A 12,243-nucleotide genomic window follows, 5' to 3' on the forward strand; every position below is an offset into this window, starting at 1 on the left:
AATATCCATGATTCTAGAAGATGCTTAAAAAATGGAAATGGGACATTTGATAAAATAATTTAAACATGCATTACATTTTAAATAACAATAAACTACCATATATAGATTTAAGAATTAATTATGACAATAATAATCTGAAAAATATACCAGAATTTATAAAATATATCTCCAAAGAATTTAATCCATCTGAAATTAGACTTTCTTTTGGTTTAGTTGCTCCAACTATTAGCGATACAAAAGCAACAGAATATGTAAATAAATGTTTAGTGGATGAAAATAGTATGCCTGATGATTATATCACACTATACAAAATCGCTACTAAGAATGGATTTAATATGAGAGAATATTTTGTTTTTGATGGAATGTGTACTTCAAAAATGAAAAACTCTATGGTTATTTCAGCAGATGGAAATATATATAAATGCCTGAGTATGGTAGGTAGAGTTGATTTTAAGGTGAGCAATATAAATCAAAACAACTTTGAATTTCCGAATTATTATTTTGAAGAGTTATATGATGAATGTTTTAAAAAAGAATGCGAATTAATACCCATTTGCCATACTGGCTGTAGGTTTGATAGTTATTTAAAGTATAACACCATTAACTCTATAGATTGTAAATATAATCAGACTAAAAAAATTAATGAAAAAATATTCAATTACCTTTATTAAAGGAGGTTATTTTTAATATGATAAATACCCTAGTATTTTTTAAAAAATATTATAAGGACAAAAAGACAAAAATTTTACTTTATATAGCATCTTATATAATTTATAAAGCTTGTATAATAATAATGCCTATATTCACTCAAAGGCTCATCGACAGTGCTGTCAGTAAAAATATTGATAAATTGAATCAAAATGGTGTTCATTTTATAGTCGTAACGTTTTTGTTTATTATGTTTTTATCATTAAAAACTTATTTTCAGAACAAAATAGAGATATCAATTTGTAATCAAATAAAAGTTGATATCTTAAAAAAGATAAATGATATACCTTATGTAAAACTAATCAAAAAAGACATTGGTTACTTTCTACTAAGAATTAATACTGATACTGAAAAGATTAAACTATTAGTAATAGAAAGCTATACTATGTTCATTATAAATATAATTTTTGTTATAGCTATATTGTCTATGATGTTAAAATTAAATTTAACAATGACTTTAATATTAACATCATTAATGCCTATATTTATAATGATATCAAAAATATATATACCAAAAATAGAAAAGATAAATAAAGAAATATTAAAAAAAGAAGAAACTATAAGTAGTTATTTTGAAGACAATATAAATGGTAATTACACATTACGAGCAAATAACTCATTGCACTATATGAAAGATAAAATTACAAAAAATCTAAATCAATTATTGTCTTTTAAGTTAAAGGATGTTAAATATGATATAACATATGACTATGTATTAGTTACAGGACTTATGAATTTAGCATCTTTTTTAACATATTTTATTGGAGGAAAGTTAGTCTATACTAATCAGTTCAGCGTTGGAACTTTAGTAGCTTTTACAATGTATTTTTCAAAGTTATGGAGTCCAATAGAAATATTTATGAACTACCCAAAGAGAATAAAGATTTCAAAAGTATCATTAGATAGAATAAAAGAGTTTTTATATTCTGATAGCAATATTATAGTAACTGACCAATATGAAAAACTTAGTGATATGAATACAATAACTTTAAAAAATGTTTCTTTTTCATATAATAATAGAGAAATATTAAACTCTATAAATCTTACTATAAACAAAGGAGATAAAATAGCCATTATTGGCTCAAATGGGTCTGGGAAATCAACTATTGCAAATTTGCTCCTGAAGTTGATACAACCTGATTCAGGGGACATATTCTTTAACAATATAAACTACACTGATATTCAGTTAAAGAGTTTAACAAAAAAGATAACCCTTATACCTGCCGATTCCTATTTATTTAAGACAACTTTAAGAGAAAATATAACATTAAAAGAACAGAATAATAATATAGAAAACAAACTTTTGCAACAATCAGAAATACAAAACCTTTTTTCGAATAATAATATCAATATGGAAACATTAATAGATAATAAAGGACAGAACTTATCAGGAGGAGAAAGAAAACTAATTTCAATTGCACGTGGAATAAATAATGATTCAGATTTATACATTATCGATGAACCTCTCAATTATGTTGATAAAAATTATAAACAAATAATAATGAACTTTATTAAAAATAATTACTTAAATAAGACAATTATAATTATATCCCATGATACAGATATAATAGAAATATGTAATAAAATTTATCATGTTAAAAATAAAAAATTGATAAAAGAAAAGTAGTATATGGTTGGCAAAAAAATTACCAAAACAAAATAAAAAACTCTATGGTTAAAATTAGTACGTCCAAATATAACCATAGAGTTTTTGTTAATTTTTAACTTATTTCTATTGCCGAGCTATACTTTTTAGTATACCAATTAACAATATCTCCAACACTACTATAACACACATATTATCTTAAACCATTAGAGTAAATATTCATAAATTCTATACCTTATTTCTTAATAGTATGTCTTTTTTATATGCATTACAATATCAAAACCTCTTTCCTTTAGGGCTGTTTTAACCTTGCTTAAAATGATGTCTGTTTAGTATATATCCAAAAAAGCTTCCTGCAAGTCCTCCTGTTATATGGGCTAAGTGTGAAATCTGATCATTAACTATAACACCATCTATGACTTCTCTACCAATATAAAGCACAAAAACAAGTACAAAAGTTAGAGGTATTTTGTTGCTCTTTATATTTGTATATGAAGTCATTATGATCATCATAAATACTATACCACTTGCACCTAACAATATTGTACTTGACGATAAAAGTATATGAACTAGACCTGTGATAATCGCAGTTATCCCCATAATCACTGCTAAATCAAGTGACCCATATCTTTCTTCAAGCACTGGTCCTAATAATAAAATCATCATTATATTACCGATATAGTGCTGAAAATTAGCGTGTCCAAATACATGTCCTATTAGCCTTGCAAAAAACAGTAGATTTGGAGAACTTCTGTATACTCCAAAAACCTGATACTTTGCTTGTCCATCCGTAAGTTTAATTATTAGCAGTGCTAAAAGAGATGTTATAGCAAATGTTAAAACTACAGGTGAGTTAAAATAAATTCTCTTTTTCATATTCTACCTCCTTGTAATGTCTATTAATTATATCGATTATTTTATCATTTTAATTGATTTTATACAATTTTTATGAAACTTTATTGTTTTTTTTTCGTCTAATAATAAGGGGGGAATCGCAATGAAAAAATATATTATACCACTTTGCATACCTATTCTTGTTATAATCCTGTATTTTAGCTATACCTTACATACAAGTAAAAAAGATATCATTGAAATCGGGAATGATTATATTACTAATCTAGGCTATGAAGTAGTATCATCTAGCAGTCAGCCTTCATCTCATATATTACGTCAAAAAGATATATGTCATCTCCCTTGGATGGGTATATGGGGTGTTCAAAGAATTAAACCTGATAAATACTTTGATAAAAAGCTTTTGATATACTCTTATATAGTCAAAAACCACCCTCTAGATAGCTATGGTGATAAAAATCAAACTAATTTATGGTTAATTGTTAATAACAATAGAATTATCGGTGGCTATTCTTTTCCAAACAATACAGAACCACTCTATGGCGGAGTGTTTTCTTTAACAGGGAAAACTATAAAACAGGTAAAAGGTTATAATTATCAAATATGGCGTGAGAAATGGTTTAAAAAATACAAGTAGCTTTTATATTAAGCTACTTGTACTTTAATGCCAATTTTGTCTTGGAGGTAATCAATTTTCCTTATAATTTTGTCAACAGGATGTTGCTACCAATTTATGAACACTAGTGAAAAAGAATATGCTAAACTATATATTCTTTTTCATATAATAACGTTTATGTCCTATTGGACAATCATCTAACACCCCAAATACTTCATATCCATGTTTAAGGTAAAAATCCTTTGCTTGAAAATCAAAAGTATCTAAATGAATTAATTTGCAACCTTTTTCTTTTGCGATTTTTTCTACTTCATTTAAAAGTACAGAACCATACCCTTCTTTTCTACACTCCTCTTTAACCCACAAAACATCTATAGCTAGGCAATTCCAACAGTATAATAAACTATTTACCCCTGCTAATACCTCTCCATTTGCCCCTTTTATTACCCTATTAATTGAAATAAAATATGGCTCTTGTGTAAAAGGAACTTTGGATAAGTTATATTTAACTATTCCATTATTAACCACCATATTGTCTTCTCTTGTACTCTCTTCAGTAACATAACTTCTCATATTTAATTTCCTCCAATTTAATTTATAAATTTTTTTGTACGTCTTAACTTACTATTGTTTAATATATATTGTTTTTAGAAATATTTCAATTGATAACTATGTTAGGTTTTTTGATATTGATGATATTATTCTAAACATGGAATGACATCAAACATGGCGATAACATGTTTTAAAAAACAAGTAGCTAATAAAAGCTACTTGATTTTTTTAATCTTTAACCACGTTTAAATTCTACCTTTTTTTCTCTTAACTTTTCTTTAATATATTCTATTTCCTTTTTCTGTTTTTCACTTACTGGTTTACTACTTCTCATAAATCTTGTACCTATTGTCAAAGTAACATAGTTCTCATCTGTTTCTCCTATCAAAAAGCTTTCATCTGATCCTAATTGTTTATTGCTTAGTTTTTCTTCTATCTCATTTCTACTAAATGTATTTTTTGAATGAACCATTATATTCCCAATGAACCCAGCTTCATTAGCCATTAGTAATGTCATTTTTTCCATTTCCATAAATTTAACTTTATTTTGCACACTCTTTGGCAAAATAATTGAATATCCTAACGCTTTATTTGTATAACTTGGTACAGTTTCTTTACATCCAACCAAAAATTGTCCAGCTACTATAGTAGCTATAATACACACTAATAATATCAAACTATTTTTTCTATTTTTCATTATTTCCCCTTAAAATAACTTCTATATATTTATAAAAATAAAAACTTCTCTCTTCTTGATAGTGGTCTGTAATTCTCTTCACACCACTTATCCAAAATTCCTTTAAACCACTCTTCTCTCGCTACACCCTCTAGATGCGATGCTATAAAAGATAAACTTTGAAATACATAAAACGGCTCTATGTATTCTGTTTCTATATCTTCTTTAGTTATGCTTACATATCCGTTAATGATACTTTTTCTTTGCTCTATATCTGTAAAATGACCGAAAAGTGACCCCAAGTCCATATAATAATGGCTATTACCACTCAAGCTGAAATCTATAGGTACAATTTCACCATGACTTAGTATCATATTTGTCTTTGATAAATCTGTATGTACAATACCTCTAGTTCCTTTGATTTTGTTTAATTTGTCTATTCTGTATTTTATCTCATCTATAGCTTTAACTATTATTTTAAAGTTTTGTTTATGTATTAAATCTTTTTTTGCTCCTGATTCTATTTTTGTATGTATTCTATCAAGTAGCTTTTCATCATATGAGTATCTACATATTTGATTTTCACTAGCAAACGCTTTAGTTGCTTGATGCAATTGTCCAGTCATCTTACCTATACTAGTCAGTACATCTTTATTTAACTCTATGTTATCTAGTGTATCCCCTTCAATCCAAGAAAGTATAGTAACGGGAGTCCCATCGCTGAGTATTGACACGAATTCTCCATCTTTATTTGGCAATGGTCTTTGCATTGCTATAGCTGTATTTTTATTAATATAGCTTATTAGGCTCATTTCCCCTTTTAAAAGCTTTGACATATCGAGATTCTTTCCAAAAAAATCAGTCGAAAAACCATCACATGGCTTATGTATTCTAACTACGTATTTATTGCCTGAGAGGCTCTCTTTAATTTTAAAAGTTTTATTTTCATTGTGCCTAATAAATGTTTCTTCAGTTTTGTCAATCTCATAATATTTAAGTGCTTCTTTTAATTGACTATCCATTTAACCTCCTCCTGTTTTATCTTATCAAGTAAAAAACAACTAAACAATTAGTTGTTTTAGATTGATGACAAAGTCATCAAGATAGCAGACTTTAGTAAAAGTTCAATTTCAAGGCGTGTTAAAATTGAGTAGCAGAGCTTACTTAGAGGTAAGTGAGCAACGGAAATTTTAACATCAACGCAGAAATTGGGCTTTTGTCTACGGTCTGAAACAACTAAACAATTAGTTGTTTTTATTATATCATATTGTAAACTTACATTTTATATCTTTCCTAGATTCTTTTTACCCATCTTTGAATTAGAAGTAAGTAGTCTACCCCTTTCTTCTACAGAAACTAATGTCTCAAGCTCCTTTAGTGCATTTTTGCCTATCCATTTCGAGTTTTTGTCCATACTTTCGTTGAGCTCATATGCTAGCTCTATAGCTTTATCTTGACATCTAAAATTCAATTTTCCTATTTCTCGAAGTGCCCAACTCATAGCTTTTCTTACATGTGGTCTTTCATCACATGAATAATTTCTGATTAATTCAAAATAATCGTCTAGTTCCTCTTCATCTATATCTTTATTATTTACTGCTTTTGCAGCTATAAGGCAGTAAGCTGCTCTTTTGTAATATGTCCTAGCACTATTACTCCACTGATATATGAATTTTTCATAATTTGGTAGTTTCACTATTAGGTTCTTACATATATGATCTGTTAAATCCCAAGAAAAAACATCTTTCATCAAATTCGTAATCGTATCAGAGTCAACTTTATTGACATCCATAATAAGAACTGCTAGTAGTTTTGCTTCGTGTAAACCTGTATTCCATAGCTCCATAGCAAGCTCATGCGACGTTTTTATTTTCTTTGCAAACTTTCTTATCACTCCAGTAGAAACTCCTATTGAATCTTCCTCTGGTATACCCATTCTTACAACATTTTTTTTGAATTTTTCATTACTATTTAAAGTTAAATAATCTAATGCCTCTTCCTTTGTCATTTTATCAGCTCCATTCTATTATAATCTATGTTGTATGCATAATTGTCTATATGAGTATTATTTTTATATTATACCATATTTTATACACTCAATCCATTTTATTAAATATAAATTAAAAATTGACATATAGGGTATATTATTATATTATGATAGCATAACTAAGCTGTCATTGTCAGCTAGATAAAAGAATATCGAGGTCGAGGTGATTTATAATTGAAAGTTTTATTTATAATTCTGTTGATTCCAATAGCATTGTATCTTTTAGGGCTTATACTACCGAAGTACAGAACTGCTAAAACGACTATCAAAGTAAAGCAACCTCCAAATGTTGTATGGAAAGCTGTCACTAATAACAACAGATGTGATTGGAGAAGTGATATAAGCAAGATTGACATTACAAACAATACATCTTGGATAGAGTATCCTAATAATGGTGTTCCAATAATTTTTACTATGAAATCAAAAATAGAAAATGAGTACTACCTTGTTGATATGAAAAATAAAATGTTCACTGGATATTTTGAACTGAAGTTTTCTAGTAATACAGGTAAAGATACCGAAGTTGATTTCATAGAAAAAATTGCTCTAAAATATAAAATACTTAAACCTGCATCATATTTATTTTTTAATATTCAAAAATTTCAAAACATGTATGTTGAAGATCTAAAAAAACATATTGATAATTTATAAGGGATGTCTATGACATCCCTTTAGACTGTAGATAAAAGCCCAATTTCTGTTGCTCAATTACTTTTAAATAAGCTATACTACTCAATTTTAACACGCTCACTATAATATGCTATTTATACTTTGTCATTTATCTACTTATTCTAAAACAAACTCAATACCCTCATTTTTATATACTATATTTATATTACTTTGTATATTTTCTATATCTAATAATACTCTACTAAGAGGGTTTATTATTTCATTTCGTATTGTTTTTCTTATGATTCTAGCACTACTATTTGTATTAGCTATTTTACTTGATATAGCTTCTTTTGCTTTACCATCTAATGATAGGTTTACCCCTCGATTCTTGAAACTATCTATTATATCCTTAATCTCTATATCTAATATATCTTTTAGATTTTTATCTGTAAGACTATTAAAGCATATCACTTCGTCAAATCTATCCATAAAGTTTGTAGTTATCATTTTTTTATTACCATTACTATCACTACTAGCAGTCATGATTATTACTGTATTCCTAAAATTTATTTCTTTACCTTGCCCATCAATCAGTTTTCCATTTTCTAAGACGTGTAATAATAGGTTCTTTATATCTTGATGTGCTTTGTCAATCTCATCAAATAATATAACACAATAAGGTTTAAATCTAACTTTTTCTGTAAGTAACCCGCCTTCTGTCTGTGAGCCGATCAGTTTGGATATTGTTCCTTTATCTTTATACTCAGACATATCTATATTTATAATGGATTCATCTCCACCAAATAGTATTTTAGCAAGTACATGAGCTAGATATGTTTTTCCGGTACCTGACTTACCCAAAAACAAAAATGAACCTAAAGGTCTTTTATAATCTGCTAATCCTACTCTAGAACGTATAATTGTATTTGATACGCTTTTTACCGCCTCTTGCTGTCCAATTATGCTTTTATTAATTTCATTTTCTAGATTTTTTAGCTTCTTTTTCTCATCCTTTAATATATTTGCTACAGGTATCTTGGTCAATCTGCTAACGATATACGCTATATCTGCTTTTGTTATACTACTTGTTTCTTTATTTTTAAAGGTACGATTCTTATATCTTGCAGCCGCTTCATCTATTACATCTATAGCTTTATCTGGCTGAAACCTATTTGTTATATATCTGTTTGAAAGTATTACTGCATATTTTAATGCCTCATCCTCAAATTTTATTTTGTGATAGTCTTCATATGCATGCTTGATACCTCTGAGTATTTCTATTGTTTCATTTATAGATGGCTCTTCAACTACTATTGGCTGAAATCTTCTCTCTAATGCAGAATCTTTTTCTATATATTTTCTGTACTCTTTTAATGTCGTAGCTCCAATACAATACAACTCCCCTCTAGCCAAAGCAGGTTTGAGTATATTACCAGCGTCTATTGCTCCCTCTCCTCCTCCTGCTCCTACTATTGTATGTATTTCATCTATGAAGAGTATTATTTTTTCTTTTGAATTTATTATCTCTGAAATAATACCTTTTAACCTTTCTTCAAAGTCACCTCTATACTTTGTACCAGACACCAATAATGCCAAATCCACAGAGAATACCCTTGCATTTCTTAGTTGGTTTGGTACTTTATTGCTCATTATAATATCTGCAAAACCTTCAACTATTGCAGTCTTGCCAACTCCAGCATCTCCAATAAGTATAGGATTATTCTTATTTTTTCTTAGTAAAACTTCTATTAATCTTTCAACCTCTTGTTCTCTACCAATCAATTTTTCTTTCCTATCATTATTATTAGTAAGCTCTATAGCATATTTATTTAAAAACACAATACCTGTATTATCTTTAGATGTTCCTTTTTTATCAATACTACTTAATACCTCTTTGTAGTTTATACTATGCCTTTTAAGAACATCTCTTATAATATCTGTTCTTTTACAAAAAGCTAACAAAACATGCTCAGAGCCAACCTCTTCTAAACTCATAGCTATTGATATATTAACTGCTTCTTTTAGTATCTTTTCTACTTCATAATCTATTACTATGTCTTTATGATAACTAGTTACAGACGCTGGCATGTTTTTTTCTAACATTAGTTTAAAATCAATACAAACCTTATCATAATCAGTACATATATCTTTAATTATTTTTCTGAAGCTACAATCTTGATTTATTAATTCATTGATAAGCATAAATGCATTTATTCTGCTTACACCTTTTTTTATGGCTTTATATTTAGTTATTTTTAATATATTTTGAAACTCTAAGCTATAATTTAAATCCACTGTTAAACTCCTTTATTATCGGGACTATCTCATAAGATAGTCCCTGATATATGTTTATATTTTTTATAAAATGCAATAACTATACCTATACAAGCTAACAACAATCCTGTTGTTAATCCTGTCAGCAATCCATTTTCATCAAAATATTTTGATAATACATAAGCTAAGCCTGTCCCCCAAGCCCAATATATAAAGATTACAAAGTAAAGTGGAATCTTTGTTTCTTTAAAACCTCTCATTATCCCTGCCATAATTGCTATGATACTATTAAGTATGAATATACACGCCATAAAATACATGTACTTGCTTGTCTTTGTTAATAGTTGATTGCTCACTATATCTTTTGAGACTACTAAATTCACTAATTTGTGATTATAGAAAACTATAACAAGTACTACTAAAATAACATACACCCCTAACATTATCATTACAGTCTGTAAGCTTAGAGTTAGTTTGTTTTTGTCTCTCTCTCCTAGACATTGGCCAACTCTAATAGATAAAGCATTTGCTAACCCCACAGGCAACATATAAAACACTGTAAGCCATTGAAGAGAAATGTTATACGATGCCAACGACATATAACCAAAGCTACCTATCATCATACTTGATGCAGTAAAAATAAGCTGCTCTGAAAAAAAAGTACATCCTGAAGGTATACCTATAAATGCTATTTCTTTTAATATAGGCTTTGATATCTTTCCCTTAGTAGACAATGCTTTTAGCTCATTTTTCTTAGCAAAACTTATAAAGTAATAAGACAGTATTAAGACTACTAACAACCAATTGGTTATACTAGTACTTATTGAACTACCTATTATATTTAAGCCCTTTTGATATATTAGAATATAGTTTCCTACAAAATTTATTAATACTCCCAGCAATGATATAACGGTTGCAACTATTACATCCGAATGTGATGCCAATATAAATCTAATATATATAAATAATATCCATGCAGGAATTCCTGGTATTAAACCGTACAGATATTGTGTAACGCTATGTGTAATACTACTATCCGGTATTATAAATCTCAGCACAACAATACACGCTAAGTAAAATACAATGTGAACTATGATAAGTAATAAACACATGATATAACCGTTTTTAGTTATGTCATAAATTTTATTTTTGTCATTAGCTCCTTTCGCCTCACCTATCATTGGAGGAATTACAATAATACATCCCATACTAAATAATGAAATCAAAAGATTAAGCAATGATGCAAGTGTAGCTGCTGACAACGCTTTCTCTCCCAATACACTTACCATTTTGACATCTGTCAACGATATTAGCACCTGTGAAAGTTGTCCAAGAGAAAGCCCTATAGCCATAGCTAATATTGTTTTTCCTTCTTTTATTTTACTATTTATCATATTCACACGCTCTTATTGTTGATATCTATATTTATGGTGTTATCCTTAGAAGCTCCTATCAGTTCTTTCTCTTTTATTTCTTTGGTTATACTCGTTACAGTCTCAATATTGATGTTTGATTTGCAAACTGTGTAACCGTGCACTAGGAATTCTACAAATTTGTTATCTTGAACTCTTCCTGTTATATGCATAGTTCCCATGTTATCAGGCAAATAACCAAGTTGCATACCAGTTTCATCAAAGTACATGTCTACTGTATCTTCTTTTCCGCTTCCGTCTCCTTTTACTATCTTAGGCTTATGAGCTATAGATAATCCTTCCATAGCTGAGTTTAATACATCTGCGGCTATCTCAGGTGTTATAGGTTCGTTAAATAATGGGTGGTATATAGTTGCTTCTTCATCAAATAAAGATAAGAATAAACTCATATCATTACTCATCCAAGCTTCTCCTACCATTCTAGCTAAATCCGTGGTACTCTCATCTTCTAGCTTTATTTCTCTTGTGATTCTGTTTGGAGCACTCTTATCTGCTACTATATCGTATCCATGTACTTTGAATCTGGTAAACTTGTGGTCTTTGATATATGCATCTATTATCATTTTCCCAGAAAATTTTGGTTTATACCCTGCGTTATCACCTGTATCTATAAAACTCATTTTTATGACATCATCTACTCCTGTTCCATCACCACTTATCAACTCGAATCCATCATAAAATGTCTGTCCACAAACTGTACTATTTAGAACCTCTACTACCGTCTGTGGTGAAACTTCCTTGCTAAAAAAAGGGTGATCGATTATAGCATCTTCACTAAATAAATCTTCAAACTCTTTACCATCATTTTTACCCCAATATTCGCCAACTATTTTAACCATTTCATATGCACTATATCTTAACACATCT

12 protein-coding genes are annotated in these 12,243 nt (G+C 28.7%); 4 read left to right on the plus strand and 8 right to left on the minus strand.

The features are described from left to right. Positions 1-65 precede the first annotated feature (65 nt). Positions 66-671, plus strand: a complete 606-nt coding sequence (locus P3X86_RS08845; RefSeq protein WP_483292310.1) for an SPASM domain-containing protein — start codon at positions 66-68, stop codon at positions 669-671. 17 nt (positions 672-688) lie between these two features. Beyond that, complete coding sequence (locus P3X86_RS08850) at positions 689-2,335, plus strand: ABC transporter transmembrane domain-containing protein (RefSeq protein ID WP_483292311.1); 1,647 nt, start codon at positions 689-691, stop codon at positions 2,333-2,335. A gap of 282 nt (positions 2,336-2,617) precedes the next feature. Here P3X86_RS08850 and P3X86_RS08855 read toward each other — a convergent pair whose 3' ends face one another. Next, positions 2,618-3,190: a rhomboid family intramembrane serine protease gene (locus tag P3X86_RS08855; RefSeq protein ID WP_483292312.1), complete on the minus strand. Its 573-nt coding sequence runs from the start codon at positions 3,188-3,190 to the stop codon at positions 2,618-2,620. A 121-nt stretch (positions 3,191-3,311) separates the two neighbouring features. Between P3X86_RS08855 and P3X86_RS08860 the strand changes: the two genes are divergently transcribed. Continuing rightward, a complete protein-coding gene (locus P3X86_RS08860; RefSeq protein ID WP_483292313.1) occupies positions 3,312-3,803 on the plus strand; it encodes a hypothetical protein in 492 nt (163 codons plus the stop codon). 126 nt (positions 3,804-3,929) lie between these two features. Here the strand turns inward: P3X86_RS08860 and P3X86_RS08865 are convergent, their stop codons facing one another. The 4 genes from P3X86_RS08865 to P3X86_RS08880 form a co-directional block, all read right to left on the minus strand. Then, positions 3,930-4,355, minus strand: coding sequence for a GNAT family N-acetyltransferase (locus P3X86_RS08865; RefSeq protein WP_483292314.1), 426 nt, complete (start codon positions 4,353-4,355; stop codon positions 3,930-3,932). A gap of 214 nt (positions 4,356-4,569) precedes the next feature. Next, positions 4,570-5,031, minus strand: a complete 462-nt coding sequence (locus P3X86_RS08870) for a hypothetical protein (protein ID WP_483292315.1) — start codon at positions 5,029-5,031, stop codon at positions 4,570-4,572. A 29-nt stretch (positions 5,032-5,060) separates the two neighbouring features. After that, positions 5,061-6,032 (minus strand): phosphotransferase enzyme family protein, encoded by a 972-nt coding sequence (locus P3X86_RS08875; protein WP_483292316.1) that lies wholly within the window; start codon positions 6,030-6,032, stop codon positions 5,061-5,063. Between the two features lie 260 nt (positions 6,033-6,292). Then, positions 6,293-7,018 carry a DNA alkylation repair protein gene (locus P3X86_RS08880; RefSeq protein ID WP_483292317.1) on the minus strand — a complete coding sequence of 242 codons (726 nt, stop codon included), beginning with the start codon at positions 7,016-7,018 and terminating at the stop codon, positions 6,293-6,295. A 213-nt stretch (positions 7,019-7,231) separates the two neighbouring features. On the opposite strand from P3X86_RS08880, the gene P3X86_RS08885 reads away from it, so the two are divergent. Continuing rightward, positions 7,232-7,708 (plus strand): hypothetical protein, encoded by a 477-nt coding sequence (locus P3X86_RS08885; RefSeq protein WP_483292318.1) that lies wholly within the window; start codon positions 7,232-7,234, stop codon positions 7,706-7,708. Between the two features lie 135 nt (positions 7,709-7,843). Here P3X86_RS08885 and P3X86_RS08890 read toward each other — a convergent pair whose 3' ends face one another. From P3X86_RS08890 to P3X86_RS08900, 3 genes are read right to left on the minus strand one after another with little or no spacing between them, the layout of a single operon-like run. Continuing rightward, positions 7,844-9,964, minus strand: a complete 2,121-nt coding sequence (locus tag P3X86_RS08890) for an AAA family ATPase (protein WP_483292319.1) — start codon at positions 9,962-9,964, stop codon at positions 7,844-7,846. A gap of 29 nt (positions 9,965-9,993) precedes the next feature. After that, positions 9,994-11,337 carry an MATE family efflux transporter gene (locus P3X86_RS08895; RefSeq protein ID WP_483292320.1) on the minus strand — a complete coding sequence of 448 codons (1,344 nt, stop codon included), beginning with the start codon at positions 11,335-11,337 and terminating at the stop codon, positions 9,994-9,996. Between the two features lie 2 nt (positions 11,338-11,339). Further along, entirely contained in the window at positions 11,340-12,239 is a 900-nt protein-coding gene (locus P3X86_RS08900; RefSeq protein WP_483292321.1) for a hypothetical protein, read from the minus strand. Positions 12,240-12,243: the final 4 nt, after the last annotated feature.

It is taken from the genome of Abyssisolibacter sp. ZYX002 (genome assembly GCF_056892235.1).

Excerpts from the sequence above, each read along its gene's own strand:
- P3X86_RS08845 (WP_483292310.1), top strand. The coding sequence starts at position 66 with ATGCATTACATTTTAAATAACAATAAACTACCATATATAGATTTAAGA.
- P3X86_RS08850 (WP_483292311.1), top strand. The coding sequence starts at position 689 with ATGATAAATACCCTAGTATTTTTTAAAAAATATTATAAGGACAAAAAG.
- P3X86_RS08855 (WP_483292312.1), bottom strand. The coding sequence starts at position 3,190 with ATGAAAAAGAGAATTTATTTTAACTCACCTGTAGTTTTAACATTTGCT.
- P3X86_RS08860 (WP_483292313.1), top strand. The coding sequence starts at position 3,312 with ATGAAAAAATATATTATACCACTTTGCATACCTATTCTTGTTATAATC.
- P3X86_RS08865 (WP_483292314.1), bottom strand. The coding sequence starts at position 4,355 with ATGAGAAGTTATGTTACTGAAGAGAGTACAAGAGAAGACAATATGGTG.
- P3X86_RS08870 (WP_483292315.1), bottom strand. The coding sequence starts at position 5,031 with ATGAAAAATAGAAAAAATAGTTTGATATTATTAGTGTGTATTATAGCT.
- P3X86_RS08875 (WP_483292316.1), bottom strand. The coding sequence starts at position 6,032 with ATGGATAGTCAATTAAAAGAAGCACTTAAATATTATGAGATTGACAAA.
- P3X86_RS08880 (WP_483292317.1), bottom strand. The coding sequence starts at position 7,018 with ATGACAAAGGAAGAGGCATTAGATTATTTAACTTTAAATAGTAATGAA.
- P3X86_RS08895 (WP_483292320.1), bottom strand. The coding sequence starts at position 11,337 with ATGATAAATAGTAAAATAAAAGAAGGAAAAACAATATTAGCTATGGCT.